This is a genomic window from Prosthecodimorpha hirschii, from assembly GCF_001305515.1.
In the GTDB taxonomy this organism is placed as follows: Bacteria; Pseudomonadota; Alphaproteobacteria; order Rhizobiales; family Ancalomicrobiaceae; genus Prosthecodimorpha; species Prosthecodimorpha hirschii.
In genome coordinates this window covers 5,987,897-6,013,974 of sequence record NZ_LJYW01000001.1, presented here as the reverse complement: position 1 = coordinate 6,013,974, position 26,078 = coordinate 5,987,897, and the positions used below count along the sequence as shown (strand labels likewise).

Annotated in this window: 25 protein-coding genes; 9 read left to right on the top strand and 16 right to left on the bottom strand. The window is 69.4% G+C overall.

Features of this window, described 5'->3' with window-relative positions; translation table 11 throughout:
* The first annotated feature begins 20 nt into the window (after positions 1 to 20).
* Both ABB55_RS26410 and ABB55_RS26405 read left to right on the top strand, forming a co-directional pair.
* The gene (locus ABB55_RS26410) at positions 21 to 941 is read left to right on the top strand and encodes a pseudouridine-5'-phosphate glycosidase (RefSeq protein ID WP_083463971.1); all 921 of its coding nucleotides are present in this window, start codon (positions 21 to 23) and stop codon (positions 939 to 941) included.
* Between the two features lie 220 nt (positions 942 to 1,161).
* A complete protein-coding gene (locus ABB55_RS26405; protein WP_054361494.1) occupies positions 1,162 to 2,247 on the top strand; it encodes a TRAP transporter substrate-binding protein in 1,086 nt (361 codons plus the stop codon).
* A 166-nt stretch (positions 2,248 to 2,413) separates the two neighbouring features.
* On the opposite strand, the gene ABB55_RS26400 is transcribed toward ABB55_RS26405, so the two are convergent.
* Positions 2,414 to 3,352 (bottom strand): N-carbamoyl-D-amino-acid hydrolase, encoded by a 939-nt coding sequence (locus ABB55_RS26400; protein WP_054361493.1) that lies wholly within the window; start codon positions 3,350 to 3,352, stop codon positions 2,414 to 2,416.
* 239 nt (positions 3,353 to 3,591) lie between these two features.
* Between ABB55_RS26400 and ABB55_RS26395 the strand changes: the two genes are divergently transcribed.
* On the top strand, positions 3,592 to 4,728 hold the full coding sequence (locus ABB55_RS26395) for a site-2 protease family protein (protein WP_054361492.1): 1,137 nt from the start codon (positions 3,592 to 3,594) through the stop codon (positions 4,726 to 4,728).
* An 89-nt stretch (positions 4,729 to 4,817) separates the two neighbouring features.
* On the opposite strand, the gene ABB55_RS26390 is transcribed toward ABB55_RS26395, so the two are convergent.
* Together ABB55_RS26390 and ABB55_RS26385 are read right to left on the bottom strand one after the other, a co-directional pair.
* A complete protein-coding gene (locus ABB55_RS26390; RefSeq protein WP_054361491.1) occupies positions 4,818 to 5,195 on the bottom strand; it encodes a DUF1850 domain-containing protein in 378 nt (125 codons plus the stop codon).
* A gap of 115 nt (positions 5,196 to 5,310) precedes the next feature.
* Positions 5,311 to 5,697, bottom strand: a complete 387-nt coding sequence (locus tag ABB55_RS26385) for a hypothetical protein (RefSeq protein ID WP_054361490.1) — start codon at positions 5,695 to 5,697, stop codon at positions 5,311 to 5,313.
* Positions 5,698 to 5,917: 220 nt separating this feature from the next.
* On the opposite strand from ABB55_RS26385, the gene ABB55_RS26380 reads away from it, so the two are divergent.
* The gene (locus ABB55_RS26380) at positions 5,918 to 6,532 is read left to right on the top strand and encodes a hypothetical protein (RefSeq protein ID WP_054361489.1); all 615 of its coding nucleotides are present in this window, start codon (positions 5,918 to 5,920) and stop codon (positions 6,530 to 6,532) included.
* A gap of 68 nt (positions 6,533 to 6,600) precedes the next feature.
* Positions 6,601 to 7,173: a hypothetical protein gene (locus tag ABB55_RS30045; RefSeq protein WP_054361488.1), complete on the top strand. Its 573-nt coding sequence runs from the start codon at positions 6,601 to 6,603 to the stop codon at positions 7,171 to 7,173.
* A gap of 12 nt (positions 7,174 to 7,185) precedes the next feature.
* Here the strand turns inward: ABB55_RS30045 and ABB55_RS26370 are convergent, their stop codons facing one another.
* The 3 genes from ABB55_RS26370 to ABB55_RS26360 all read right to left on the bottom strand — a co-directional run bounded on the left by ABB55_RS26370 (position 7,186) and on the right by ABB55_RS26360 (position 10,617).
* A complete protein-coding gene (locus ABB55_RS26370) occupies positions 7,186 to 7,812 on the bottom strand; it encodes a glutathione S-transferase family protein (protein ID WP_054361487.1) in 627 nt (208 codons plus the stop codon).
* A 38-nt stretch (positions 7,813 to 7,850) separates the two neighbouring features.
* The gene (locus tag ABB55_RS26365; RefSeq protein WP_054361486.1) at positions 7,851 to 9,527 is read right to left on the bottom strand and encodes a formate--tetrahydrofolate ligase; all 1,677 of its coding nucleotides are present in this window, start codon (positions 9,525 to 9,527) and stop codon (positions 7,851 to 7,853) included.
* Between the two features lie 322 nt (positions 9,528 to 9,849).
* Positions 9,850 to 10,617 (bottom strand): isocitrate lyase/PEP mutase family protein, encoded by a 768-nt coding sequence (locus tag ABB55_RS26360; RefSeq protein ID WP_054361485.1) that lies wholly within the window; start codon positions 10,615 to 10,617, stop codon positions 9,850 to 9,852.
* Between the two features lie 158 nt (positions 10,618 to 10,775).
* On the opposite strand from ABB55_RS26360, the gene radA reads away from it, so the two are divergent.
* From radA to ABB55_RS26340, 4 genes are all read left to right on the top strand, one after another.
* Complete coding sequence (radA, locus tag ABB55_RS26355) at positions 10,776 to 12,305, top strand: DNA repair protein RadA (protein WP_083463966.1); 1,530 nt, start codon at positions 10,776 to 10,778, stop codon at positions 12,303 to 12,305.
* Between the two features lie 18 nt (positions 12,306 to 12,323).
* The gene (locus ABB55_RS26350; protein WP_054361484.1) at positions 12,324 to 12,983 is read left to right on the top strand and encodes a CvpA family protein; all 660 of its coding nucleotides are present in this window, start codon (positions 12,324 to 12,326) and stop codon (positions 12,981 to 12,983) included.
* A 278-nt stretch (positions 12,984 to 13,261) separates the two neighbouring features.
* Positions 13,262 to 14,749 carry an amidophosphoribosyltransferase gene (gene purF, locus ABB55_RS26345; RefSeq protein WP_054362313.1) on the top strand — a complete coding sequence of 496 codons (1,488 nt, stop codon included), beginning with the start codon at positions 13,262 to 13,264 and terminating at the stop codon, positions 14,747 to 14,749.
* 242 nt (positions 14,750 to 14,991) lie between these two features.
* On the top strand, positions 14,992 to 15,723 hold the full coding sequence (locus ABB55_RS26340; RefSeq protein ID WP_054361483.1) for an SDR family NAD(P)-dependent oxidoreductase: 732 nt from the start codon (positions 14,992 to 14,994) through the stop codon (positions 15,721 to 15,723).
* 127 nt (positions 15,724 to 15,850) lie between these two features.
* Here ABB55_RS26340 and ABB55_RS26335 read toward each other — a convergent pair whose 3' ends face one another.
* The 10 genes from ABB55_RS26335 to ABB55_RS26290 all read right to left on the bottom strand — a co-directional run bounded on the left by ABB55_RS26335 (position 15,851) and on the right by ABB55_RS26290 (position 26,050).
* Complete coding sequence (locus ABB55_RS26335; RefSeq protein ID WP_054361482.1) at positions 15,851 to 17,740, bottom strand: hypothetical protein; 1,890 nt, start codon at positions 17,738 to 17,740, stop codon at positions 15,851 to 15,853.
* A 37-nt stretch (positions 17,741 to 17,777) separates the two neighbouring features.
* Entirely contained in the window at positions 17,778 to 18,257 is a 480-nt protein-coding gene (locus tag ABB55_RS26330) for a type III secretion system chaperone (RefSeq protein WP_054361481.1), read from the bottom strand.
* A 105-nt stretch (positions 18,258 to 18,362) separates the two neighbouring features.
* Positions 18,363 to 19,760 (bottom strand): ribosome biogenesis GTPase Der, encoded by a 1,398-nt coding sequence (gene der, locus ABB55_RS26325; RefSeq protein WP_054361480.1) that lies wholly within the window; start codon positions 19,758 to 19,760, stop codon positions 18,363 to 18,365.
* A gap of 10 nt (positions 19,761 to 19,770) precedes the next feature.
* Complete coding sequence (locus tag ABB55_RS26320) at positions 19,771 to 21,120, bottom strand: outer membrane protein assembly factor BamB family protein (protein WP_140941451.1); 1,350 nt, start codon at positions 21,118 to 21,120, stop codon at positions 19,771 to 19,773.
* A 20-nt stretch (positions 21,121 to 21,140) separates the two neighbouring features.
* Positions 21,141 to 21,821 (bottom strand): tetratricopeptide repeat protein, encoded by a 681-nt coding sequence (locus ABB55_RS26315; protein WP_054361479.1) that lies wholly within the window; start codon positions 21,819 to 21,821, stop codon positions 21,141 to 21,143.
* Between the two features lie 279 nt (positions 21,822 to 22,100).
* A complete protein-coding gene (locus ABB55_RS26310; protein ID WP_054361478.1) occupies positions 22,101 to 22,685 on the bottom strand; it encodes an NnrU family protein in 585 nt (194 codons plus the stop codon).
* A 312-nt stretch (positions 22,686 to 22,997) separates the two neighbouring features.
* On the bottom strand, positions 22,998 to 23,939 hold the full coding sequence (locus ABB55_RS26305; protein WP_054361477.1) for a competence protein CoiA: 942 nt from the start codon (positions 23,937 to 23,939) through the stop codon (positions 22,998 to 23,000).
* 48 nt (positions 23,940 to 23,987) lie between these two features.
* Positions 23,988 to 24,353 carry a Fe-S cluster assembly scaffold SufA gene (gene sufA / locus ABB55_RS26300; RefSeq protein WP_054361476.1) on the bottom strand — a complete coding sequence of 122 codons (366 nt, stop codon included), beginning with the start codon at positions 24,351 to 24,353 and terminating at the stop codon, positions 23,988 to 23,990.
* A gap of 12 nt (positions 24,354 to 24,365) precedes the next feature.
* Entirely contained in the window at positions 24,366 to 24,761 is a 396-nt protein-coding gene (locus tag ABB55_RS26295) for an SUF system Fe-S cluster assembly protein (RefSeq protein WP_054362311.1), read from the bottom strand.
* 71 nt (positions 24,762 to 24,832) lie between these two features.
* The gene (locus tag ABB55_RS26290; protein ID WP_054362310.1) at positions 24,833 to 26,050 is read right to left on the bottom strand and encodes a cysteine desulfurase; all 1,218 of its coding nucleotides are present in this window, start codon (positions 26,048 to 26,050) and stop codon (positions 24,833 to 24,835) included.
* Positions 26,051 to 26,078: the final 28 nt, after the last annotated feature.

The window sequence follows — 26,078 nt, the reverse complement described above, 5'->3', positions numbered from 1 at the left end:
GAACGGAGATGCCCCGCCCCATGACCCTCGCCGACATCCTCGCCCCCTCGCCCGAAGTCGCCGACGCGCTGGCCGCCGGCCGGCCGGTGGTGGCGCTGGAATCGACCATCGTCAGCCACGGCCTGCCCTGGCCGGGCAACCTGGAGACCGCCCAGGCGATCGAGGCGACCGTTCGGGCCGGCGGCGCGGTGCCGGCGACCATCGCGGTGCTGGACGGCCGGCTGCGGATCGGGCTCTCGGCGGACGATCTCGCCCGGCTGGCGCGGGCCGACGGGGTGATGAAGCTCTCCCGCGCCGATCTCGCCTTCGCGGTCGCGACCGGACGGCCGGGTGCGACCACGGTCGCGGCGACCATGATCGCCGCACGCCTTGCCGGCATCCGCGTCTTCGCGACCGGCGGCATCGGCGGCGTCCACCGCGGCGCGGAGGCGAGCTTCGACATTTCCGCCGACCTGCAGGAACTGGCGCGCAGCGAGGTGGCCGTGGTCTCGGCCGGCGCCAAGGCGATCCTCGATCTGCCCAAGACGCTGGAAGTGCTGGAGACGCTCGGCGTGCCGGTGGTCGGCTGGAAGACGGACGATTTCCCGGCCTTCTGGTCGCGCCGCTCCGGACTGCCGGCGCCGCTCCGGATCGACGACGCGCCGGCCCTGGCGCGCTTCATGGCGGCCCGGCGCGCGCTCGGGCTCGGCGGCGGCCTGCTGGTCGCCAATCCGGTGCCGCCGGCGGACGAGATCGATGCCGACGAGATGGCCGGCCATATCGCGGCCGCCCAGGCCGAGGCCGAGCGCGCCGGCATCCGCGCCAAGGCGGTGACGCCGTTCCTGCTGGCGCGCATCCTCGAATCGACCGGCGGGCGCAGCCTTGCCACCAACCGCGCGCTGGTCCTGAACAATGCGGCCGTCGCGGCCGAGATCGCCGTCGCGCTCGCCGCCGAGGCCTGACCGGCCGGCTCGGCGGCCGTTGGCGCCGTCCTATGCAATCCCGCGCGATTGACCGGCCCGGCCGGGCGTGCTCGCATCCGTGCCGGAGTGCCGGTCGAACCGGCACGCAGGACGCGGCGCCATGCGGCAGGCCAGACCGTATCGCCGCCATGAAACGGAGACCCTTTGCCGAGATCGGGTCCGTCCCGGCCTCCGCATCGGTGTCGACAGGGAGGATGGCATGAAACGCAGACAGTTCCTGACCGCCGCCGGCGCCGGCGCGGCATCGATGGTCGCCGCTCCGGCGATTGCCCAGACGGCCCCGACGATCAAGTGGCGGCTGACCTCAAGCTTCCCCAAGCAGCTCGACACCATCTACGGCACCGCGCTGATCTTCTCGAAATATGTCGCCGAGGCGACCGACGGGAAGTTCGAGATCCAGTGCTTCGCGGCCGGAGAGATCGTGCCGGGCCTCGCCGCCCTCGATGCCGTCTCCAATGCCACGGTCGAATGCGCGCAGACGCCGACCTATTTTTACATCGGCAAGGAGCCGACGCTCGGCTACGGCACCGGCATGCCGTTCGGCCTCAATGCCCGCCAGCAGCATTCCTGGTGGCATTTCGCCGGCGGCGGCGACCTGATCAACGAGGCGCTGGCCAAATTCAACACGATCGCCATGCCGATCGGCAATTCGGGCTGCCAGATGGGCGGCTTCTTCCGCAAGGAAATCCGCGAGGTCGCCGACCTGAACGGCCTGAAGTTCCGTGTCGGCGGCTATGGCGGCCGGGTCCTGGCCAAGCTCGGCGTGGTTCCGCAGCAGGTCGCCCCCGGCGACATCTATCCGGCGCTGGAGCGCGGCACGCTGGATGCGGCCGAATTCGTCGGCCCCTATGACGACGAGAAGCTCGGCCTGCACAAGATCGCGAAATACTACTACTATCCCGGCTTCTGGGAGGGCGGCGCGATGATGCATCTGTGCATCAATACCGCCAAGTGGAACGAGTTGCCGAAGCACTACCAGGCGATCGTCCGCAACGCCGCCGAGGCCGCCAACAACTGGATGCTGGCCAAGTATGATGCCGTCAACGCGCCGGCGCTGAAGCGCATCGTCGCCGGCGGCGGCGAACTGAAGGGCTTCCCGGTCTCCGTCATGGAGGCGGCCCTGAAGGCGACCAACGAGCTCAATGCCGAGATCGCCGCGACCAACCCGCTGTTCAAGAAGACCATGGAAAGCCACGACGCCTATCGCGGCGACGTGCTGCAGTGGTGGCAGGTCGGCGAACTGCAATTCGACACGTTGATGGTCCGCACCCGCGGACGCAGCTGATCGGATCCGGGCTCCGAAAGCAGGCGGCGGCGGACGCGTCGCCGCCTGCTCCCTATGAAATAAGCCGACGGCTCGCCGGCGACCGCAGCGCTGACGACGGCGGCCGGCACCGTCGACCCACCCTCGGCCTCGGCCGACCGCCCGCAAGCGGCCACCCGACTGGCGGTCAGGCTTCCGGCGGGACGGCACCCTTGCGCTCGACGATCATCCGGTACTGCTCCGGCTCGCGGTGCCGGGCGAAGTTGAACACCGTCTCCTTGTAGGAGCGCGTCCAGTCGAGGTCGCAGCGTGCCAGGATCAGTTCGTCGCCGAGCGTGCTGGCGCGGGCGATCACCTCCCCGGTCGGTGCGACGATGACCGAGCCGCCGATCAGCTCGCAGCCCTCCTCGATGCCGGCCTTGGCGATCCCGACCACGAAGGTGCCGTTCTGATAGGCACCCGCCTGCATCACGAGCGCATTGTGGAAGTCGCCGAGGGCGTCGTGGTCGGGGGCCGGCGGGTTGTGGCGCGGCGTGTTGTAGCCGAGCAGGATCATCTCGACGCCCTGCAGGCCCATCACCCGATAGCTTTCCGGCCAGCGCCGGTCGTTGCAGATCATCTGGCCGACATGGCCGCCGAGGGCGCGGACGACCGGCCAGCCGAGATTGCCGACCTCGAAATAGCGCTTCTCAAGATGCTGGAAGGCGCGCCAGGGCTCGTGCTCGGCATGGCCGGGCAGATGGATCTTGCGATATTTGTGCAGGATGCGTCCGTCCGGGCCGACCAGGATCTGGGTGTTGAAGCGCCGCGTCCGGTCGGCCTCCTGGACCTGCTCGGCGTAGCCGAACGAGATGGCGAGACCGAAGCGGGCCGCCGCGTCGAACAGCGGCGCGGTCTCGGCCGACGGCATGGCGCTTTCGAAGAACCGGTCGATCTCGGCCTGATCGGTCATGAACCAGCGCGGAAAGAAGGTCGTCAGCGTCAGTTCCGGGAAGACGACCAGATCGGCGCCGTGGCGATGCGCCTGAGCCATCAGGGCGATCATGCGCGCCACCACTTCCGATCGGTTCTCGGAACGCTGGATCGGCCCCATCTGGGCGCCCGCGACGGTCACGATACGGCTCACGGTCCTGTCTCCCCTGTGCCTGTCGGTCCGGCCTCTCGACGGATCGCCGTCCGGATGCGGCCGCACCGGCCCGGCGGCGCGATGCCCCGCCTCGAATGCAGGTTCCGGACCAGAAGCCCCGGCCGGCATCCCCGCTGTCCGGGACCCGGCCTCGCGCGGCCGCCCTTCCCATCACCGACCCGATCGACCACCATGGCGCGGCGCGGGGCCGCCCTGTCGGGTCGCCCGGGAGAGACATCATGTTCGGGTCCAGTCTGACGCTGTTCCGTGTGTTCGGCATCGAAATCAAGGTCAATCTCAGCTGGGCCTTCATCGCGCTCCTGATCGCCTGGTCGCTGGCGAGCGGCACCTTCCCGGACATGCACGAAGGCCTCGCCAAGGCGACCTACTGGGCGATGGGCATCCTGGCCGTGGTCGGCATCTTCTTCTCGATCCTGCTGCACGAGCTGGCGCATTCGCTGGTCGCGCTGAAGCACGGCATCCCGATGCGCGGGATCACGCTGCATCTCTTCGGCGGCGCCGCCGAGATGGAGGCGGAACCGACCAGCGCGCGCGCCGAATTCCTGATGGCGATCGCCGGCCCGGCCTCCAGCGTCGCGATCGGCCTCATCCTGCGCCTCGTCTTGTGGGCGAGCGGGCTCGGCGGCGACGATCCGGCCGGCATCCTGCTGCGCTATCTCGCCACCCTCAATTTCATCCTGGCCGCCTTCAACATGCTGCCGGCCTTCCCGCTCGACGGCGGCCGGGTGCTGCGCGCCGCGCTCTGGTCCCGGTCCGGCGACCGCGCTGCGGCGACCCGCACCGCCGCGCGGATCGGCGGCGCGATCGGCTTCGGCATCGCCGGGCTCGGGCTCTTGGAGATCCTGGCCGGCGCCTTCGGCGGCGGCCTGTGGCTGGTGCTGATCGGCTTCTTCATCCGCTCCGCCGCGCAGACGGCCGAGATCGATCTCGCCGCCCGCTCGGTCTTCACCGGCCATGCGGTCGCCGACTACATGACCGCGGACCTGATCACGGTCGGGCCGAACATGGCGGTCGGCGATTTTCTGGAGACCGTGGTCTACCGCTCGCGCCACGCCGCCTATCCGGTGGTCGACGGCGCCGGCACGGCCCGCGGCCTGGTCCAGGTCGGCAGCCTGCACAGACTGCCGCGCGAGGACTGGGCGACGACCCCGGTCCTCTCGATCATGGATCCGGCCTCGCCGGAGACCACCGTCAGCCCGGATCGTCCGGCCGTCGATGCGCTCGAGCAGATGCAACGGACCGGACAGGGCCGGCTGCTGGTCGTCGCCGACGGCAAGCTGGTCGGCCTTCTGACGCTGAAGGACCTGCTGGAGACCCTGAGCCTGCGGATGCAGTTCGACCGCCCGGCGAAATGACCGCCGATCCGGGGCGACGACGGTTGCCCTGGGCGACGACCGCCAATCGGGACGGTCTCGGCCGCCGGAAGGTCATTGCCGCCGGCCGATCATTCAGGCCGGCACACCGCCAGCCGGACCGGTTCGTCGGCGGCGAGCCCGGGGAGCAGGTCGACCGGCGCCATGCAGGCGTGGTGCGAGCAGAGCCGCCAGTCGGCCACGACCCCGGAACGCGCCAGACTGAGGGTCGCCTGCGGCGGCAGGTCCGGGCGCCATACCCACCAGCCGTCGACCAGCCGCGCCTCCGGCCCCGGCTCCATGCCGGCGCCCGATCCCTTGACGCGCGCCTCTACCGCGACGAGCCCGGCCGGCGTCGCCGCCCAGGTCTCGCGCCATTCGACCTTCTCGACCGAATGCGTCCAGACCAGCGTCACCAGTTCGGCAGCGGCCACGGCGGAGCGGGTCCCGGCGAGGAGGCAGATCGGCATGGTCGGCTCCTTCCGTGCGAACCGCCGCGATGTCCCGGAGGCGCGATATCCCGGGGCCGCGATGCCCCGGGGCCGCGCCGGCAACCCGGCCGCACCGGGCCCGGCGGTCGGCGAATCACGGCACCGCGTCGGCCTTGCACGGGACCGCGGTCACGTCGCGGCCTTCGGGCACGCCGGTCAAGTCGACCAGCGCCTTGCAGGCGCCGTCCCAGCAGACCTTCCAGTCGCGCGTGCCCGGATCGGCGCCGAAACTGACCACCGGGAAGGCGCGCCGCGCCGTCCGCCAGACGAACCAGTCGCCCTCGCGCTGCGCGCCCGGCAGCGGCGCCTCGGCATCGGCGGTCATCGCCCTGGCCTTCAGCTCGCCCGACACGATGGCGCCCGGCGCGCCGTTATAGGCCCGTTGCCATTCCGCGCCCGTCGCCGCGATCGTCCACGAGACCGAGAAGAGTTCGGCAGTCACGACGGCGACCTTCGCGCCGCCGACGAGGCAGATCGGCATGCTTGTTCCTCCCACGCGACGCCCTGCGGGTCGGGTGCCGAACCGGCGGCCCGCCCGTCTTGTCGTTGGGAACGAGGATTACGGCTTTCCGAACGGCGGATTCATGACGCATTCAGCCGCAGGCCTGCAGGGTCCCGACAGGACCGGCGTCGGGCCGGCGGTTGAGGACGGACCGCCGGAGCCCCAACGCCGCATCGCCCCACCGGAGACAGACCCGATCATGTCCCTCGCCCGCCCGCTTTCCGTCCTCTCCGCCGCCTGCCTGTCGGGCCTCGCCGCCGTGGCCCTGGCCGGGACGGCCGCCCAGGCCGAGGTGCGCGAGCAGCGCCCGCCCTGCACACCGGGCGCCACGGCCAATTGCCTGCCCCTGGTCATCACGCTTGCGGCGCCGGACGGCTGGCGCGAGGATTTCGCCGAAAGCGCCCGGCGCGGCGTCCAGCTGTTCCTGCCCAAGGCCAGCAGCTTCCGCGACGCGCCGGCACTGATCTACGCCAAGGTGCGCCCGAACGCCTCCGGAGCCGACCTGAAGGGCTGGCTGGCCAATTCCAACGCCAAATGGATCGCCGCCCATCCGGATGCGCGCATCGAACCGGTCGAGACGGTCGCGGCGCGTCCGGGCATCGGCACAGTGGCGATCGAGCGCTACGTCTCGCCGAGCCTGCGCGATCAGCCGGCCGAACTCAGCGCGACCTTCTTCGAGAGCGCCCCGGACGGCCGCTCCTACTCGGTCCAGCTGGTCCTGTCCGGCCTCTCCGACAAGGCGATCGCGGGTGCCGTGCCGGCCTTCAAGGCCATGCTGGCGAGCTATGCGGGCGCCACCGCGACCAGGCCGTGAGCGTGCTCCGGACCGCCCTCGCCCTCGCCCACTCCCGTCCGCCCGTCCGACCTCGCCCGGAGTTGCCGATGCGCCGCCTCGTCCTGACAGCCTCCCTCGCCATGCTGGCCTTCGGCAGCCTCGCCGGAGTGCCGGCGCGGGCGGAGGTCGAGAAGGTCATGGTGATCTGCGGCGGCACGCAGGCGCTCTGCCCCTGGTTCCGCGCCGGCGTGGCGCCGCCCGACGGCTGGGCCGAGGACCGCGCCGCGGGCCAGCGCAACGCGATCGTGGTGCTGCTCCCGAAAGGCGCGACGCTCGACGAGGCGGATATCTGGGCCTATGCGCGCGCCACCCACAATCCCGACCGCACACCACTCGATCGGGTGGTGGCCAGCGACATCGAGCGGCTCAAGGCGGAAAGCCCCGGCCTCACCGTGACGCCGCAACCGGACCGCAGCGGCCCCGGCGGGCGCGTGGTCAAGGTCTACGATCTGGCCGAGGATCAGGACGGGACGATGGTTGCCGAACGGGTCGCGACCTTCGACGACACCGACCGCGACGGCAATGCCTTCACGGTCTCGGTCACGGCCGCCGTCCAGGGCGAAGACCGGCGCGGCGAGGCCAATGCCGTGCTCGACCGGCTGCTCGCCAGCTATCGCTGACCGGGACGCCGCTCAGTTCGGCGGAATGAAGGCCTGGGAGATCGCCTGGAAGGCCGGCAGGGCTTCGAGACGGGCGGTGTGGGCGGCGAGCGACGGATGGGCTGCCGCATCGAACAGGCCGGGATGCGCCTCCCGGACGAAGCGCAGCGCGGCCGCGAGCGCGATGTCGGCATGGCCGAGCCGCCCGCCGAACAGGGCCGCCTCCGGGGCGGCCGCCGAGACCTCCTCCAGGGCCGCGAGGCCACCGGCGATCTGGCGGCGGCGGCGTCCGACCAAGAGGTCGGACGCTTCGACATGCAGCCGCATCTCGTAGAACAGGCTGACCGCCACGTCGCCGAGCCCGGTCGCAAGTCCGATCGCCCGGAGCGCCCGGCGCCGGTCGTCCGGATCGGCCGGCATCAGGACGGCCTCCGGCGCGGCGAGCCCGTCCAGATAGGCCAGGATGACGTGGCTGTCGGTCAGCACGTCGCCGGGATCGGTGACCAGCGTCGGCACGCGCGCGAGCGGGTTCAGCGCGATCAGTTTCTCGACATCGCCGAAGCTCGACCACGGCCGGTGCTCGAAGGCATGGCCGTACAGGGTCAGGGCCAGGCCGACGCGCCGCACGAAGGGAGAATCATACTGTCCAATCAGGATCATGTCGGATTCCCCTCGTGCGCCGCCTCAGGTCTCGTCGATCAGCTCAGGCCTTCGATCTGGCCGTCGGCGCCGAGGCGGATATGCTCGGCCGACGGGATCTTGGGCAGGCCCGGCATGGTCATGATGTCACCGCAGATGACCACCAGGAAGCCGGCGCCGGCCGAAAGCCGGACCTCGCGGATCGGAATGGCATGGCCGGTCGGCGCGCCCTTGATCTCCGGGTCGGCCGAGAAGGACGACTGGGTCTTGGCCACGCAGATCGGCAGGTCGCCGTAGCCGGCCGCCTCCAGATCCTTGAACCGCTTCTTGATCTTGCTGTCGGCCACGACCGAGCCGGCGCGGTAGATTTCCTTGGCGATGGTCTCGACCTTGGCGAGCAGCGGCATCTCGGAAGGGTAGAGCGGCTTGAAGCCGGTCGCCTTCGGGCCTTCCGCGATCTCCACGACGGCGCGGGCGAGTTCCTCCGAGCCCTTGGAGCCCTCGCCCCAATGGGTGCAGACGATCGCCTTGGCACCGAGCTTGTCGCGGCACAGATCGACGATCAGCTGCAGCTCGGCATCGGTGTCGGAGACGAACTTGTTGATGCCGACCACGGCCGGCACGCCGAACTTGCCGACATTCTCGACATGACGGGCGAGATTGGCGAAGCCGGCCTCCAGCGCGGCGAGGTTCTCCTTGCCGAGATCCTCCTTCTTGACGCCGCCATGCATCTTGAGCGCGCGCACGGTCGCCACGATCACGGCCGCGTCGGGCGCCAGCCCGGCCTTGCGACACTTGATGTCGAAGAACTTTTCCGCGCCCAGGTCGGCGCCGAAGCCGGCCTCGGTGACGACATAGTCGGCGAGCTTCAGGGCGGTCCGGGTGGCGCGCACCGAGTTGCAGCCATGGGCGATGTTGGCGAAGGGGCCGCCATGGACGAAGGCCGGCGTGCCTTCGAGCGTCTGCACCAGGTTGGGCTGGAACGCATCCTTGAGCAGCACCGTCATCGACGGCGAGGCCTTCAGGTCGCCGGCCGTGACCGAGCCCTTGCCGCGCGTCTCGGCGACCACCATGCGGGCGAGCCGGGCTTCGAGATCGGCGAGATCGGTCGCCAGACAGAACACCGCCATGACCTCGGAGGCGACGGTGATGTCGAAGCCGTCCTCACGCGGGAAGCCGTTCGAGACGCCGCCGAGCGAGGAGACGATCGAGCGCAGCGCGCGGTCGTTCATGTCCATGACGCGGCGCCAGGCGACGCGGCGCGGGTCGATGTCGAGCGTGTTGCCCCAGTAGATGTGGTTGTCCAGCATCGCGGCGAGCAGATTGTGCGCCGACGTGATGGCGTGGAAATCGCCCGTGAAATGAAGGTTGATCGCCTCCATCGGGATGACCTGCGCCCAGCCGCCGCCGGCCGCGCCGCCCTTGACGCCGAAGCAGGGGCCGAGCGACGGCTCGCGCAGCGCGATCGCGGCCTTCTTGCCGATGCGGGTCAGGCCGTCGCCGAGACCGACCGTGGTGGTCGTCTTGCCCTCGCCGGCCGGGGTCGGGTTGATCGCGGTGACCAGGATCAGCTTGCCGTCCGGCCGCTCGGATTGCGCCGCGATGAACTCGTTCGACACCTTGGCGATGTGGTGGCCGTAGGGATGGAGCGACTCGTAAGGAATGCCGAGCTTGGCGCCGATCTCGACGATCGGCTTCGGCGTCACGCTGCGGGCGATTTCGATGTCGCTCTTCATGAACTGTCCTCCCCTGGAGATTGATGGCCGCAAGGCCTTGCATTTGCGACTTTTGTTGCATGCGACGGAAATCACTGTCCATGCGACCGGCGGGCGCGCGACCGAAAGGCCTCCCCGCGCGCCCCGCCCGTCGGCACAGGGCCAGAAGCCCGCCTCATGACGACGGCGAGCTTACGCGCGCGCCGTCGACGGGCCAAGCCCCGGAGCCGACGCAAGTCTTCCTGTGAGCGACAAGGCGACGCAGCGTCGCCGGCCGGCCTCGACCCATGCAGCCCGCTCATGGCAGCGCGAATGGTCGCAGGGGTCCGCAGAAGCCGCAAGGTCAGCGCCGGGGCGGCACCCGTCCCTCCTCCAGGAACAGCCGCGCCGCCGCATCGAACCCGGCCCAGGCCGCCGTCGCCAGCGCCCCGCCGACCGAAACGCGCCGCACGCCGCGCGCGGCCAGATCGGCGACCCGCATCTCCGGCCCGCGCATCAGCACGTTGATCGGCTTCGGCGCCACCGCCCGCACGGTCGCCTCGATCTCGTCGAGGTCGGTCATGCCCGGCGCGTAGAGGCAATCGGCGCCGGCCGCCGCGAAGGCGGTCAGGCGGGCGATCACCTCGCCGAGGTCCGGCCGGCCGACCAGATAGGCCTCGCTGCGCGCGACCAGCAGCGTGTCGCCGCCGGCGGCATCGATCGCCGCCCGCGCCGCCGCGATCCGCGCCACGGCGAGATCGCGCTCATAGAGCCGGCCGTCCGCGGCATCCTCGATCGACAGCCCAGCGATGCCGGTCGCCACCGCCAGCGTGACGCTCTCCGCGACGCCCTCCGGCGCCTCCGCGAAGCCGTTCTCGAAATCCGCATTGACCGGCAGATCGGTCGCGCCGGCGAGCTCGGCGAGATGGTCGAGCACGGTCGCCCGGTCGAGCTCGTAATCCTTGCGTCCGCGCGTCCAGGCGAGCCCCGAACTGGTCGAGGCGACCGCCCGAAAGCCCATCGCCTCCAGCCGGCGCAGGCTGCCGAGATCCCAGGGATTGGGCAGCAGGAAGCAGCCCTCCCGGTGCATCTCGTGGAAATTCCGGCGCTTCTCCGCGGTCGCGATCGGCATGGTCGTCCTCCCTTTCGTTCTGATTGCCACCATCAAAGCACAACCGGCCGGGAGCGTGCAGGCCGGTGGGACCGCATGGCTCGGACGCACAAATCCACCCTGTACAAATCAAGAACATTCACGCATCCTGCGCCGTCAGACACGCGGGAACCCGATTCATGGCCAAGCGCTCCGCCCGTTTCACCTGCCAGAACTGCGGCAGCGTCACGACCCGCTGGGCCGGGCGTTGCGACGCCTGCGGCGAGTGGAACACGATCGTGGAGGAGAGCGACGGCGGCGTCGGCGCCGGTCCGCGCACGATCGGGCTGGCCGGCCGCAAGGGCCGGGTCTTCCCGCTGGTCGGTCTGGCCGGCGAAGCCAAGGAGGCGCCGCGCATCGTCTCCGGGATGACCGAACTGGACCGCGTCACCGGCGGCGGCTTCGTGCGCGGCTCGGCGGTGCTGATCGGCGGCGATCCGGGCATCGGCAAGTCGACGCTTCTGATCCAGGCCGCCGCGCGGCTGGCCCTCAACGGGCAGCGCGTCGTCTATGTCTCCGGCGAGGAGGCGGTCGGCCAGGTCCGCCTGCGGGCCGAACGGCTCGGTCTCGCCGGCGCGCCGGTGTCGCTCGCCGCGGAGACCAGCGTCGAGGACATCCTCGCCACCCTGCAGGCCGGCCCGACGCCGGGTCTGGTGGTGATCGATTCCATCCAGACCCTGTGGACCGAGACGGCCGAATCCGCGCCCGGCACCGTCACCCAGGTGCGCGCCTCGGCCCAGGCCCTGATCCGCTACGCCAAGGCGACCGGCGTCGCCGTGGTGCTGGTCGGCCACGTCACCAAGGACGGCCAGATCGCCGGCCCGCGCGTGGTCGAGCACATGGTCGACGCGGTGCTCTATTTCGAGGGCGACGGCGCCGACCGCTTCCGCGTGCTGCGCGCGGTCAAGAACCGGTTCGGGCCGACCGACGAGATCGGCGTCTTCGAGATGACCGGCAGCGGGCTCTCCGAAGTCGCCAACCCGTCCGAACTGTTCCTCGGCGAGCGCGACGGCAAGTCGCCCGGCGCGGCGGTCTTCGCCGGCATGGAAGGCTCGCGGCCGCTGCTGGTCGAGATCCAGGCCCTGGTCGCGCCGACCTCGCTCGGCACGCCGCGCCGCGCCGTCGTCGGCTGGGACGGCAACCGCCTGTCCATGGTGCTGGCGGTCCTGGATGCCCATTGCGGGGTGCGGCTCGCCAGCCACGATGTCTATCTGAATGTCGCCGGCGGCCTCCGAATCCAGGAGCCGGCGGCCGATCTGGCGGTCGCCGCGGCCCTGGTCTCCTCGCTCAGCGGGGTTGCTCTTCCCCGCAATAGCGTCTATTTCGGCGAAGTCAGCCTCTCGGGATCGATCCGGCCGGTCGCCCGTTCGGACCAGCGTCTCAAGGAGGCGGAAAGGCTTGGATTCACGGGGGGAATCGTGCCCCTCGCCAATCTCGGAGAAGCTGCCGGCGGGGCTCTGTCGGGTGCGGTTTCCGGGGTCGAGGCGCTTGCCGATCTGGTCGCCCGGGTGGCTGCCGGCTCTGCAGGTCTCGAGGCTCCGGCACGCAACCCTGGGATCTCCGGTCGGCCCGCCCCGAAGCCGGCGGTCGCGTTCGATCGTGATCGCAGGCCTGCCGGGAATCGTGCTATCGAAGGAGCGCCCGGCCGGCTGGCAGGGGGCCCAACCTGATCGGCGAGTGTTCGAGCAATGGATTTCCTGACCGTCCTCGACGGCATCGTCATCGTCGTCGTGCTCGTCTCCGCGCTGCTCGCCATGTATCGCGGGTTGATGCGGGAAGTCTTCTCGATCGCGTCCTGGGCTGTCGCGGCCGGGGCCGCCTTCTACTTCCACAAGCCGCTGCTCCCCTACGCCAAGCAGTATATCTCGAACGACTATGTCGCCCTCGGCGTGGTCGCCGGCGGCGTGTTTCTGGTGGTGCTGATCGTGGTCAGCTTCATCACCATGAAGATCTCCGACTTCGTCCTCGACAGCGCCTTCGGCGCGCTCGACCGCTCGGCCGGCTTCCTGTTCGGCGCCGCGCGCGGCGTGCTCCTGCTGGTCGTGGCGATGATGTTCTTCAACTGGTTCGTGCCGGTCGCCCAGCAGCCGAAATGGGTCGCTTCGGCCAAGTCGAAGCCGGTGCTCGACTATCTCGGCCAGCAGCTGATCGCGGCGCTGCCGGAGAATGCCGAGGAGACGATCCTCAACAAGATCCGCAAGCGCAAGGACGGCGACATGCCGGCCGAGCCGGGCGACCAGGACGCGCGCCCGACCACGCCGCAGCGCAGCGGCATCACCGATCCGGCCTACAAGGTCGGCGCCCGCAAGGGTCTCGATCAGTTGATCACGACGTCGGCGCGGCCCTGAGCCGCGGCCCGTGCATGGGCGGGTCGCGCGGATGCGCTGGCATTCGGGGCGGTAACGCCCGATATGGAGAGGATTGCCGGTGGGCGGGCTGAACCCCGTACCGCCGGTTTTGGGTTTTGCGGGGTCCGGGTTTCGATCGCGTCTTCGGACTCGTTCGCACCGATCCGGCCCGCTGCATGGTGCAGGCGGTGTCTGTCGACCGCCGATCCGACCGCGATCGTCGCTCCCTCGGCGATCTCGGCCGTTCCGGGACTGAGGTCCCCTCGGAGACGATGCGCATGACTGAGATCACCGGCGAGGCGGACCACGGTCTTCCGTTCGGCAGCGGCGACGACGACGATCGCTTCCACGAGGAATGCGGCGTGTTCGGCGTCTTCGCCCATCCCGAGGCCGCCGCCCTCACCGCGCTCGGCCTGCACGCGCTGCAGCATCGCGGCCAGGAGGCGGCCGGCATCGTCTCCTTCGATGGCCAGCAGTTCCATGTCGAGCGCCATATCGGCCTGGTCGGCGACAATTTCGCCAAGCCGAGCGTGATCGACCGGCTGAAGGGCAACCGCGCCATCGGCCACACCCGCTATGCCACAACCGGCGGGGCGATCCTGCGCAACGTGCAGCCGATGTTCGCCGAGTTCCACGGCGGCGGCTTCGCGGTCGCCCATAACGGCAACCTGACCAATGCCCTGACGCTGCAGCGGCAGCTGCAGAAGCGCGGCTCGATCTTCCAGTCGACCTCCGACACCGAGGCGGTCATCCACCTGACCGCGACCTCCGACAAGGGCCCGCTGGTCGACCGCTTCATCGATGCGCTGCGCCAGATCGAGGGCGCCTATGCCTTCGTGACGCTGTCCGAGAAGAAGATGATCGGCGTGCGCGATCCGCACGGCGTGCGCCCGCTGGTGCTCGGCCATGTCGACGGCGCCTTCGTGCTGGCGTCCGAGACCTGCGCGCTGGACATCATCGGCGGCCGCGTGATCCGCGAGCTCGAACCCGGCGAGATGGTGATCATCACCGAGGAGGGCATCGAGAGCCTGAAGCCGTTCGGCCCCGCCCGCTCGCGCTTCTGCATCTTCGAGTTCGTCTATTTCGCCCGCCCCGATTCGCTGATCGCCGGCACCAGCATCTATTCGGTCCGCAAGCGCATCGGCCGCGAACTGGCGCGCGAGAACCCGGCCGCCGCCGACGTGGTCATCCCGGTGCCCGATTCCGGCACGCCCGCCGCCATGGGCTTCGCCGAGGCTTCCGGCCTGCCCTTCGATCTCGGCATCATCCGCAACCATTATGTCGGCCGCACCTTCATCCAGCCGACCGATTCGATCCGCCACATGGGCGTCAAGCTGAAGCACAACCCGAACCGGGCGGTGATCGAGGGCAAGCGCGTCGTTCTGGTCGACGATTCCATCGTGCGCGGCACGACCTCGCAGAAGATCGTGCAGATGGTGCGCGATGCGGGCGCCACCGAGGTGCATATGCGCATCGCCTCGCCGCCGACCACCGATCCCTGCTTCTACGGCGTCGACACGCCGGAGAAGTCGAAGCTGATCGCCTCGCGCATGTCGGTCGAGGAACTGGCCCGCTTCATCAACGTCGACAGCCTGTCCTTCCTGACCATCGACGGGCTCTATCGCGCGGTCGGCGAGGCGCGGCGCAACAACGAGATGCCGCAATATTGCGACGCCTGCTTCACCGGCGAGTATCCGACGCGGCTGACCGATCGGTCCGGGTCCGACAATGTCCGCCAGCTCAACCTGATCGCCGAGGCGAGCTGATCCCGCCGCGGCCCGCGCGGCACGGTTGCCGCCGCCGCCTGCGCACCGGGTCGACACGGTTGACGCCGGGCCGCGACGGGTTCAGACAGCGGGCGCACGGGACCGTACCAGCGTCGCCCGCCAGGTCGCCCGCCGTGTCACCGGTCGCGTCGGCTGGCGATGGGCGGCAGGTCGGCCCGCGCCGAATGCGCCGACCGTTCGCCCCAGATCGCCCCAAGCCGCCGCCGGAGCGCCGAGCCAGCATGTCCGACAAGCCTCTCAATGACCGCATCGTCGTGGTGACCGGCGCCTCGCGCGGGATCGGCCGCGCCGTCGCCCTGGAGATCGCGCGCGCCGGCGCCCATGTGGTCGCGGTCGCGCGCACCGTCGGCGGGCTGGAGGAACTCGACGACGCCATCCTGGCGGTCGGCGGTACCGCCACGCTGGTGCCGCTCGACCTGAAGGATTTCGACGCGATCGACCGGCTCGGCGCCGCGCTTTACGGCCGCTTCGGCCGCATCGACGGCCTGGTCGGCAATGCCGGCGTGCTCGGCGTCCTGACCCCGCTCGGCCATGTCGACGTGAAGGTCTGGGACGAGGTGATGGCCGTCAACGTGACCGCCAACTGGCGCCTGATCCGCTCCTTCGACCCGCTCCTGAAGCAGTCCGGCTCGGGCCGCGCGCTGTTCGTGACCTCCGGGGCAGCTCGCAAGCGCAGTGCCTATTGGGGGCCCTATTCGATCTCCAAGGCCGCCCTCGAGGCGATGGTGGCGACCTATGCCCGCGAGGGCGCCATTGCCGGCATCAAGGCCAACCTGATCAATCCCGGCCCGATCCGCACCGCCATGCGCGAGAAGGCGATGCCCGGCGAGGATGCCGCGACGCTGCCGGCCGCCGAGGAGCTCGCCCCGTATTTCGTGCCGCTGCTCGGCACCGGTCTGGTCGAGACCGGGCGCGTCTGGGACTTTCCGAGCCGCTCCTGGCTGCCGGAGTAAGGCCGCCGGTACAAGCGGTCCGCCCGTCCCCCCGGCCCGTCCCCCTCGGGCCCATCCCCGACGTCGACGGCTCGCCATCTCCGACGGCCGTCGCCGGTCCCGGGGACCGGCTGTTTCCGGAGACCGGTTACGACGATGCGATCTTGCGCCCGAACAGCCGCTCGGTATCGACGCCGAAGGGGTTGGTGGTTTCGGTGAAGATCGCGTCCAACCGCTCCTCGAAACGCCGCTTGGCGACATCGCCGTCGAACGGGTTGGTCCCGGTGTGTTCGAACGTGATGGTGCCGTCGGTGACCACGACCTTGAAGTCGGCGTCCGTCATCTCCGTCATCAACTGGTCGACGATGCCGCTCCGGATGCGGTCGAGGGAGCGGGTCACGGTCGCGAACTGATTGTCGGACAGCTCCGTCTTCGCGCGCGCCAGATCGAACCCGGTCTGGCTCAGAAGCGTGTGCATGTTCAGCGTGTCGACGGCGATCCGGTTGATCTGCTGCGGCGACAGGGCGTTGTCGTTGTCGTCGGTCAGCTTGATGCCGTGCGCCTTCAGATAGGCCTCCGGGGCGCCCGGCTTGCCGAGATCGACCGCATTGAACTTCAGCGCCTGCGCGGGGGTGAAGGTCGGCACCTGCGACGACGAACCGGACTGCTGGGTGGTCGGCCGCGGCGGCATCGGCGGCGGCTTGGAAGTCCAGTCCGGCTGGATCTGGTCGACGTGATCCTTGTTGCCGAACGCATTGTCGAGATTGTCGAGCAGGGCGAAGGGCTCCGTGCTGCCGAGCGCGAACAGGGCATAGACCTCCTGATACGGCCCGTTCTTGTCCAGCATCGCCGTCTTCATGGACATGAGCTTGGTGATCATGTCGAGAACCGACTGCAGCTGCTCCTCGTTCAGGCCCTGCAGGAATTCGGGATCGCGCAGCATCACGAGATTGGCGTCGATCTGGTCGAGCCGCTTGTTCAGACTGGCGGCCTGCTCCTGGCAGACCTCCCGCATCCGCACGCCGGCGGCATTGCGATCGAGCCTCCCGGCCTTGTGGTCCTTCAGCACGTCGGCGACATGACCGAGGCTCTCCGACAGACCGATATGGGCCTGACCGACCAGCGCCAGCGCTTCCGAGCCGAAACGGTGCTGGCTGTAGAGCGCGTATTTCTCGGGGTTGTTCTTCTGGAGTTCCGATTTCGCATGCGCCCATTCCGGCGAATTCTGCGCCTTGCCGTAGGCCGACGACAGCGCGGGATCGTTGGCCATCGCCATCGCATATTTCAGGCCGTCACGGCCGAACTTGGCGACCGACAGCAACGCGTCGCAGTCGTTCCGGTCGTTGATGCAGCGCGCGAAGTCCTTCAGCTTCTCGGACGACCGTCCCTCCAGCCCGCCATTCTTCAGGAACCGCGTCGCCGCTTCGCGCATCTCGTCGACGGACGCGAAGCCGCCGGCGCGGACCTTGAACGGATCGGGTCGCGGCGGGGTTCGGGTCCCATCGGTGCGGTCGCTGCCCTGGCTCTGGACGTTGCCGCCGGAGCCGACCTGTCCGGAGTGGCCGACGCCCTGCTCCGATCCGGGCACATTCCCGCCCTGGACCTGACTGTCGACCTGTTGGTCCGACCCCTGCTGGACCTGGCCTTCGGGTTGCCTCCGCCGCGAACCGAGCAGGTCGACCTGGCCGCCGTCCTGGGCGACCGGGCCGAGCCCGTCGGCCTTGTTGCCGAACTCGCCCATCTTGATCAGGTCGCGCACCACGCGGGCGGTCAGCGGCTTGCCCTTGAGCCCGCCGATGGTGTCGTCGATATGCGAGCCGAGGCCCGGATAGGCGCTCTTCAGGGTCTTGACGACCTCCGACTTGACGGCCGCCTGCTCCTTTTTGGGCTGCATCATCTCCGCGATGCGCCCGAAGAAGCCGGTATTCGACCGGACGACGATGAGCTTTTCCTTGCCCTTGCCCTTGTCGGGGCCCAGGCCGAGGTTGCCGTCCGTCCCGGTGACGGCCTGTTTGAGTGCCTGAAGAGTGATCGCCATGGTGGTCCCCTGGATGGGAATTGGTATCGCCGACGGCTCAGACCCGAATCATGCCCAGGACGCCGAGATCGTCGTCGCGACCCGGCGCCGGCAGGGTCACGGCGCTGTCGGCGCTCAGGAAGGCGGGCCGCGCCAGGACGGCCTTCAGGCCTTCCAACTGGTCGATGAAGTCCTTGATGAAATCCGACAGGTCGTCGACGGTCGCACGCGCGATCGGGAAGCGTGCCGACAGCGACAGGGTGCCGTTGCTGGGATCGAGCGCGATCGCGCCGACGCCGACCATGACGGAGACGAAATTGAGCTCCATCAGTCGGCCGAGGACGACCGCCGGCATCTGCCGCGACAGCTGCGCCAGTTCGGCGGATATGAAGAAGATCCGCTGGTTCGGGCGGTGTTCGATCTCCACCTCCATGCCGTCGAAGGCCAGGAGGCTGAGATTGTCGTCGAAGGCGAGTTCGGGCAGGCCGAGCCGCACGCCGAATTCGCTCAAGAGCCGGTCACCCGCCGTCCCCACCATGCGCTGTCTCCCCGTCGCCGGTCGATCCCGGCGTGAACGGGACCGACCATAGCGGGTGCGTGCGATGGTGATGTGATATTCGTGACTGGCCCGGCGCCGGCGGCGTCAGGACTTGCCGGGATCGTAGGGATTGTCGCTGCCGCCACGGATATGCAGGCGCAGCGGAATGCCGGTCAGCTCGAACGTCTCGCGCAGATCGTTGGAGAGATAGCGGACATAGCTGTCCGGCAGCGCCTCGGGACGCGAGCAGAAGATCGCGAAGGTCGGCGGGCGCGACTTGGCCTGGGTGGCGTAGCGGATCTTGATGCGCCGCCCGGAGACCGCGGGCGGCGGATGCCGGTCGAGCACGTTGCCGAGCCAGCGGTTCAACTGGCTGGTCGAGACGCGGCGGCTCCAGACCTCCTCGATCGCGATCACCGCCGCCATCAGGTCTTCGAGCCCGTCGCCGGTCAGCCCGGAGACGCGCACCAGCGGCACGCCGCGCACCTGCGGCAGCAGCCGCTCGCAGGTCTCGCGCAGCTCGCGCCAGACCTTGTTGCGGTCCTCGATCAGATCCCACTTGTCGATCGCGATGACCAGGGCGCGGCCCTCCTTCACGATCAGGTCGGCGATCTGCAGGTCCTGCTTCTCGAACGGGATGGTCGCATCCAGGCAGAGCACGACCACCTCGGCGAAGCGGATCGCGCGCAGGCTGTCGGCGACCGAGAGCTTTTCGAGCTTGTCCTGGATGCGCGCCTTGCGGCGCAATCCGGCGGTGTCGAACAGCTTGATGCGCCGGCCGCGCCATTCCCAGTCGACCGAGATGGAATCCCGCGTGATGCCGGCTTCCGGGCCGGTCAGCATGCGGTCCTCGCCGATCAGCGCATTGACCAGCGTCGACTTGCCGGCATTCGGCCGGCCGACCATGGCGATGCGCAGCGGCTTGGCCGGACCCGGGGCAGGACCCGCCTCGCCGTCCTCGACCGCCACGTCCGTCTCCGCCACGTCGTCCTCGCCTTCCGGCTCGGGACCGTCGCAGAAGGGCATCAGCGCGTCGTAGAGATCGGACAGGCCCTCGCCATGCTCGGCGGAAAGCGGCACCGGATCGCCGAAGCCCAGCTCATAGGCCTCGTAGGCCCCCGCGCCACCGACGCGGCCCTCGGACTTGTTGGCGACCAGGATGACCGGACGGCCGGAGCGGCGGACCAGCTCGGCGAAATGGTGGTCGAGCGGCGTCAACCCGACGCGGCTGTCGGTCAGGAACAGGACCACGTCGGCGCTTCGGATCGCCTCCTCGGTCTGCGCCCGCATCCGGGCCGACAGGCTGTCGGCCTCCGCCTCTTCGAGGCCGGCGGTATCGACGATGGCAAATTCGAGATCGCCGAGCCGGGCATCGCCCATGCGGCGGTCGCGCGTCACCCCCGGCGTGTCGTCGACAAGCGCGAGGCGCTTGCCGACCAGCCGATTGAACAGGGTCGACTTGCCGACATTGGGGCGGCCAACGATGGCCACGGTCGGTCGCATAAGGGTCCGATCAGTTGAAGGCTTCGAGCGTGCCGCTGCCGGATAGCACGATCAGCTTGCCCGACGCCACTACCGGAGCGAGCATCGCGGGTTCGCCCGTGTCGCGCGTATTGACCACCTGGCCGTTGGCGGGGTTGACGGCGACCAAGCCGCCCTCGTTGGAGACCAGCCAGAGCGAGCCGCCGGCCAGCACCGGACCGGCCCAATTGGTCCGCTTCTTCTTGGTCCGCGTCACCGGCAGCTTGTTCGACCACAGCACCTCGCCGGACTTGCGGTCGAAGGCGATCAGATTGTCGTCGAGATCGACCACGAAGACCGCATTGCCGGAGACGACCGGGGTATGGGCCGAGCCGATCGCCTGTTCCCAGATCCGGTTGCCGGACTTGAGCTGCAGCGCCACGGTGCGGCTGCCGACGCCGGTCGCATAGACGACGCCGTCGTCGATCACCGGGCTGGCGGCGATATCGGCAAGACCGGTGACCGCATAGTTGCGGCTCGCCCGGGCCAGGCCGTCGCTCCACACCGGCTTGCCGGTCTTGATGTCGACCGCGACCAGCTCGCCCGACGAGAAGGGCACCACCACTCGGTCGCCGGCAACCGCCGGGTTGACCGAGGACAGGAGACCGCCGACTTCGGGTACGCCCTTGAACGTCCAGGCCTCGACGCCGTCGCCGGCATTGAGCGCATAGAGCACGTTGGCTTGGCTGACGGCGAAGACCTTGCCCTGCGCCACGGTCGGTGCGCCGCGCGCCGGCTCGCCGATCTTCTGCTCCCAGACCTTGGCGCCGGAGGTGGCGTCGAGCGCCACCACGGTGCCGTAGCCGGTCGCCGCATAGACCCGGCCGCCCTCGGCAGCGACGCCGCCGCCGGCCACCGGCTCGTCGTCGCGACCGGCCGGCCGCAGGCTGACTTTCCAGAGCCGGCCGCCGCCGTCGGCCGAATGGGCCGAGACGTTGCCGTTGGGATCGTAGACGAAGATGCGTCCGTCGGAGGCCACGGGCCGTGCGAAGACGCGCGGCGCCCCGCGCAGCATGCTGCCGGACGAGACATCAGCCGCGTTGGTCGCCCAGATGCGGTTTCCGGCGGTGCCGTCGAGCGCGACATGGCCCGGATTGTTGGTCGCCGGACCGGAGGCCTGGCCCCAATTGCCGGCGGGACGCGGGCCGGTCACCGAGACCGGCTTGTTCTTGGCAAGCTGGGCCGGCGACTGGTCGGGCAGGACCGGCTTGCGGGCGCCCGGCAGGTGCTTTTCCTGGGCGCCGAACGGATTGAGCGAGGTCAGCGTGTCGCTGAAATCGTCGGACGAGGTGCAGCCGGCCAGGGCGAACGCGGCCGTGGCGGCAAGGAGGACAGGGCGCAAGGACCGAAGCACGATGCACCTCACTGTGCGGGTTTCTCGGCGGGCTTCGCCGAGGCGGAGGCTCGGATCAGCCCCATCAGGATTTCGGCGCGGGCCGTGAAATCGCGCGGCACGTCGGCCTCCTTGGTCAGCGCCTCGAACTCGCGTCGGGCCGCCTCCATGTCGCCGGCCTTGTAGGCGGCGAGCGCAAGGATCTCGCGACCCGAGAAGCGCCAGGGATCGTTGGCGGCGGTCAGCGCCTTGGCGCGCGCCTCGACGGCCGCGCGGTCCTCGATGTCGAGCGCCAGATAGGCGGCCCGCGCCCGGGCCGTTCCGGCGAGAAGCGGCGGCGTCGTGGTCTGGCGGGCGAGGTCGTCATAGGCCTTGATGGCGCCGGCCGGGTCGCCGGCGAGCGCCATTTCGCCCGCCGCCCGAAGGCCGGCCAGCACCGGATATCCGGAGAAGCCGGCAGCCCCAAGCTGGCGGAAAGCCTCCTCGGCGCCCTTGTGGTCGCCATTCGCGGAGAGCTTCACGGCCGCATAATACTGCTGGCCATAGGCCTGGGACTGCTGCAGACGCCAATATTCCCAGCCGCGCCATCCGGCCACACCGGCAACGATCAGGAAGGCGAGCCCGAGGATCACAGTCGAGTAGCGATCCCACAGCTTCTTCAGCTGGTCGCGCCTGAGATCCTCGTCGATTTCGTTGAAGATATCCGCCATTGATCCTCGTTCCCGGTCAGCCCGGCCTGTTCTTCTCGGCGCCGGCGGCTCTTATGACGACCTTGGTCGCCCAGAACCGCACTGCCCTGCCCGGCCGCCGCCGCACCGATGGCACGACAGGCAAAGCCGCCCCGTGACGGGCGGCGCACCATAGCCGGAGGGCTCGATCCCCGCAAATCGGGCGGGTCGAAAACCGACCTCCCTGCTGTCGCGCCGGATTCGTTCCTTTTCGTGGCGGATTTGCGTCCGCCCCCACCGCGGAGACGGTGCCGGGCCGCGTCACACCGGACTGACGCCGATCAGCCACAGATGCAGGCGGAACACGAAGGCGAGATAGAGCGCGAGGCCGACCGCCACGGCGATGGTGTCGCGCGGCGTCCAACCCGTGACGGCCGGCGGCGTCTGGACGCCACGGCGCTCGACCGAGATGCGGTCGACCACCGCCCAGGCCAGGATCGAGCCGAACAGGATCACGTCCGGCACGCTGCCGTTGGCGATCAGATGCGCGACCGCCCAGAGCTTCACGGCGACCAGCATCGGATGCTTGACGATCGTGCGGATGCACGACGTGCTCCCGGTCGCGGCGAGCAGCGGGAAGACCGGGATCATCAGGAGCGCGACCAGGTGGCGCGTCCAGGCCGGCGGATTGTAGAGCATCATCGAACCGGTCAGGCCGGCGGACCGCGCCGCGCCATAGCCCCAGACGATCAGAACAAGGCCGCCGAGGGCGGCGATCGCGAACAGCGCGGCATAACCGGTCTGCCCGAACCGGCCGACCAGCGCGCCGCGCAAGGCCGGCCGCGTCGGCACCGTATGGGCGCCGAGAAAGAGCACGAGACCCAGGACCAGGAAAAGGATCGGCATGACGGCAGTTCCTCAAGCGTTTCCGGGCCAACCGGAACCGGTTCGCCGTCCGGACTCATGAATGATTCCAACGGCCCAGGATGCTGACGCATCGGGCCGATGAAGGAGCGCGAATTTCTCATAAGCGTCAGAGGCATGAGAAATTCGCGTCTCGAAGACCGACGATCATTCCATGACCGTCGGTATGACGCGAAACCCGGCCGCGTTCCGACGGTCGGCCAAGCTGGAAGCGTTCCAAAGGCGAGACCGGTTCGTTGTCGCAGAGCGCAACCGGCCCTTCAATGCGGCCGGGCGTAAAAAAACGCGGAGCATTCACGGCAGACGGGGCTCCGTTCGCCTCCGATCGGACGCCGCCGCGGCCGGTCGCCCGAGCACCGCCGCGCGCGCGGTCCGGTAGCCGCGCGTGAAGGTCTCGATGCGGCCGTCGAGCCCGTCCTGGGTGTCGAACCAGGCGATCGGTCCGGCCGGCAGGTCGACGTCGCCGATCCGCGCTGCCCGCCGGCGCGAGGCGCGGAGGACGAGCGCGTCGAACGGCACGGGGCCGTACAGGCGCAAGTCGACGCGGGTCTTCATCGACCGCCAGCGGCCGCCGACGTCCTGGAACCCGATCTCCGGATCGCCGCGGCGGAACGGTTCGGCGAACTGGCGGGAAACCTCCTGCCGGCCGATCCACAGCGTGCCGGCCGCGGGATCGAGCCAGGCGCTGCGGCCGAACGCCAGACGGCCGGCGAATCGTGCCCAGGCCGGCAACGGCAGGCGGTCGAGAAAATGCCCCTCCGGGCTCAGGCCCGCGCCGGCCCGTCCGGCTTCGATGCGCAGCGCCAGCGCGTCGTCGACGAGCCCGACCCAGACGACCGGAACCCCGGCCCGCATGAAGCTGGTGGTCCGTGTCCGGATGTCGGCGAGTGTCAGGTCGGAACGCTGGATTTCGATCGCCACCATGCCGCCGCCCGGCAATGCGACCGCCAGATCGGTGCGCCGCTCGGCCGGTTCGCCGACCAGCCGCCGTTCGACCTCGGCGTCGGCGCCGCTTTTAAGAAAGGCGTCGCGCAGCACCGCCTTGGCCCAGTGGTGCGCCTCGGTCTCGCCGCGCGCCTCGCGACATTCGACCGGCGGCAGATGGGCGAAATGGGGGATCTTCAGTTCGCCCCGCCGCAGGATCAGGGCGCGGCCGCATTCGGGACAGACGAAGCCGTCGTACCGACGCGCTGCGGCCGCCTCGATCAGCAGGCCGTCACGCTCCGCAACCAGCATCGGACCGCCCCCGATGGCGAGACCCGGGCCGCGCGCGGCCCGAACCGGTCAATGCGTCCCGGCGATCTCGGCGGGCTTCAGCTCGACGGATTCACCGCAGCCGCAGGCCGAGACCTCGTTCGGATTGCGGAACACGAAGCCGGAGGACAGCTTGCTGGTCTCGAAATCCATGGTCGTGCCGAGCAGGAACAGCGCCGCCTTGGGATCGACGAAGACCTTCACGCCCTTCTCGTCGACCACGTCGTCCTTGGGATCGGGCGTCTCGACATAGTCCATCGTGTAGGACATGCCGGCGCAGCCGCCCTTCTTGACGCCGAGCCGGAGGCCCTGAATCGGCCGGTCCGACCCGGACATGATCTCCTTGACGCGCTCGGCGGCCGCGTCGGTGAGCGAGATGACCTTCAATCCGAACATGGATGTCGCCCCTCAGTACCAGTCCAGCGCCACGCGCGCCTCATCGGACATGCGTCCCTGATCCCACGGCGGATCGAACACCATGCGCACGCGCACGTCGCCGACGCCCGACACGGAATTGACCGCATTCTCCACCCAGCCCGGCATCTCGCCGGCCACCGGACAGCCCGGCGCGGTCAGCGTCATGTCGATGTCGACATTGCGGTCGTCGTCGATGTCGATCCGGTAGATCAGGCCGAGCTCGTAGATGTCGGCCGGAATCTCGGGATCGTAGACCGTCTTCAGGGCGCCGATGATGTCGGTCGTCAGACGCTCCAGTTCCTCGGGCGGGATGGAGCTCGTCGCACCGCGCGCGGGCGCGGCGGGCGGCTGCCCAAGCGGTTCGGTGTCGTTCACTCTTGCGTCCATGGCCATCGGCCCTCGCCCGTCCAGTCTCGTTTCCCGCCCGGCACGCGGTCGCATGCCGGACCGTCCATCCGTCATGCGAAGAAATCATGTGCCTTCTGAAGAGCTTCGGCAAGCCGGTCGATCTCTTCGCGGGTATTGTAGAGGCCCATGCTGGCCCGGCATGTGGAGGTGACGCCGAAACGCTGCAAGAGCGGCTGGGCGCAATGGGTGCCTGCGCGCACCGCAACCCCGTAGCGATCGAGGATCGTCGCTACGTCATGGGCATGGGCGCCATCGAGTTCGAAGGAGACGATCGCCCCCTTGCCGGGCGCGGTGCCGAAGATGCGCACGCGGTTGATCTGGGACAGCCGCTCATGGGCATAGTCGCGCAGGGCCGCCTCATGGGCGGCGATCCGGGCGCGGCCGATATCCTCGATGTAGCGCAGCGCCGCGCCGAGCCCGACCGCCTCGATGATCGGCGGCGTGCCGGCCTCGAAGCGATGCGGCGGCTCGCCATAGGTGACGTATTCCTTGGTCACGTCGCGGATCATCTCGCCGCCGCCGAGGAAGGGCGGCATTTCGGCAAGCAGTTCGCGCCGGCCGTAGAGCACGCCGATGCCGGTCGGGCCATAGAGCTTGTGGCCGGTGACGCCATAGAAGTCGGCGCCGAGATCCTGAACGTCGACCGGCATGTGCACGGCCGCCTGGGCGCCGTCGACCACCACCTTGGCGCCGACCGCCTTGGCGACCCGGACGATGTCCTTGATCGGCGTGACGGTGCCGAGCATGTTCGACATGTGGGTGATCGCCACCACCTTGGTGCGCGGCGTGACCAGCTTCTCGAACTCTTCGAACAGGAAGGACCCGTCGTCGGCGACCGGCACCCACTTGATCACCGCGCCCTTGCGCTCGCGCAGGAAATGCCAGGGCACGATGTTGGAGTGGTGCTCCATGATCGACAGGACGATCTCGTCGCCCTCCCCGATCGACTGGCCGAGCGAGGCGGCGACCAGGTTCAGCGCCTCGGTGACCGATTTCGTGAAGATGATCTCGTCGGTCGAGGCCGCCCCGAGATAGCCGCGGACGATCTCGCGCGCCTCCTCGTAGGCCTCAGTCGCCGCATTGGCGAGATAGTGCAGGCCGCGGTGGACATTGGCATATTCGGTGGTCATCAGCCGCACCATGCGGTCGATGACCGCCTGCGGCTTCTGCGCCGAGGCGCCGTTGTCGAGATAGACGAGGTCGCGGCCGTTGACTTTCATCGACAGGATCGGGAAATCCCGCCGGATCGCCTCCACGTCGTAGGGCATGGCCTGAGCCGGATCGATGGCGATGTTC

What these genes read in the sequence shown, in the direction of transcription:
- ABB55_RS26410 (WP_083463971.1), top strand. Translation starts at nt 21, where the DNA reads ATGACCCTCGCCGACATCCTCGCCCCCTCGCCCGAAGTCGCCGACGCG.
- ABB55_RS26405 (WP_054361494.1), top strand. Translation starts at nt 1,162, where the DNA reads ATGAAACGCAGACAGTTCCTGACCGCCGCCGGCGCCGGCGCGGCATCG.
- ABB55_RS26395 (WP_054361492.1), top strand. Translation starts at nt 3,592, where the DNA reads ATGTTCGGGTCCAGTCTGACGCTGTTCCGTGTGTTCGGCATCGAAATC.
- ABB55_RS26390 (WP_054361491.1), bottom strand. Translation starts at nt 5,195, where the DNA reads ATGCCGATCTGCCTCCTCGCCGGGACCCGCTCCGCCGTGGCCGCTGCC.
- ABB55_RS26385 (WP_054361490.1), bottom strand. Translation starts at nt 5,697, where the DNA reads ATGCCGATCTGCCTCGTCGGCGGCGCGAAGGTCGCCGTCGTGACTGCC.
- ABB55_RS26380 (WP_054361489.1), top strand. Translation starts at nt 5,918, where the DNA reads ATGTCCCTCGCCCGCCCGCTTTCCGTCCTCTCCGCCGCCTGCCTGTCG.
- ABB55_RS30045 (WP_054361488.1), top strand. Translation starts at nt 6,601, where the DNA reads ATGCGCCGCCTCGTCCTGACAGCCTCCCTCGCCATGCTGGCCTTCGGC.
- ABB55_RS26370 (WP_054361487.1), bottom strand. Translation starts at nt 7,812, where the DNA reads ATGATCCTGATTGGACAGTATGATTCTCCCTTCGTGCGGCGCGTCGGC.
- ABB55_RS26365 (WP_054361486.1), bottom strand. Translation starts at nt 9,527, where the DNA reads ATGAAGAGCGACATCGAAATCGCCCGCAGCGTGACGCCGAAGCCGATC.
- ABB55_RS26360 (WP_054361485.1), bottom strand. Translation starts at nt 10,617, where the DNA reads ATGCCGATCGCGACCGCGGAGAAGCGCCGGAATTTCCACGAGATGCAC.
- radA (WP_083463966.1), top strand. Translation starts at nt 10,776, where the DNA reads ATGGCCAAGCGCTCCGCCCGTTTCACCTGCCAGAACTGCGGCAGCGTC.
- ABB55_RS26350 (WP_054361484.1), top strand. Translation starts at nt 12,324, where the DNA reads ATGGATTTCCTGACCGTCCTCGACGGCATCGTCATCGTCGTCGTGCTC.
- purF (WP_054362313.1), top strand. Translation starts at nt 13,262, where the DNA reads ATGACTGAGATCACCGGCGAGGCGGACCACGGTCTTCCGTTCGGCAGC.
- ABB55_RS26340 (WP_054361483.1), top strand. Translation starts at nt 14,992, where the DNA reads ATGTCCGACAAGCCTCTCAATGACCGCATCGTCGTGGTGACCGGCGCC.
- ABB55_RS26335 (WP_054361482.1), bottom strand. Translation starts at nt 17,740, where the DNA reads ATGGCGATCACTCTTCAGGCACTCAAACAGGCCGTCACCGGGACGGAC.
- ABB55_RS26330 (WP_054361481.1), bottom strand. Translation starts at nt 18,257, where the DNA reads ATGGTGGGGACGGCGGGTGACCGGCTCTTGAGCGAATTCGGCGTGCGG.
- der (WP_054361480.1), bottom strand. Translation starts at nt 19,760, where the DNA reads ATGCGACCGACCGTGGCCATCGTTGGCCGCCCCAATGTCGGCAAGTCG.
- ABB55_RS26315 (WP_054361479.1), bottom strand. Translation starts at nt 21,821, where the DNA reads ATGGCGGATATCTTCAACGAAATCGACGAGGATCTCAGGCGCGACCAG.
- ABB55_RS26310 (WP_054361478.1), bottom strand. Translation starts at nt 22,685, where the DNA reads ATGCCGATCCTTTTCCTGGTCCTGGGTCTCGTGCTCTTTCTCGGCGCC.
- ABB55_RS26305 (WP_054361477.1), bottom strand. Translation starts at nt 23,939, where the DNA reads ATGCTGGTTGCGGAGCGTGACGGCCTGCTGATCGAGGCGGCCGCAGCG.
- sufA (WP_054361476.1), bottom strand. Translation starts at nt 24,353, where the DNA reads ATGTTCGGATTGAAGGTCATCTCGCTCACCGACGCGGCCGCCGAGCGC.
- ABB55_RS26295 (WP_054362311.1), bottom strand. Translation starts at nt 24,761, where the DNA reads ATGGACGCAAGAGTGAACGACACCGAACCGCTTGGGCAGCCGCCCGCC.
- ABB55_RS26290 (WP_054362310.1), bottom strand. Translation starts at nt 26,050, where the DNA reads ATGCCCTACGACGTGGAGGCGATCCGGCGGGATTTCCCGATCCTGTCG.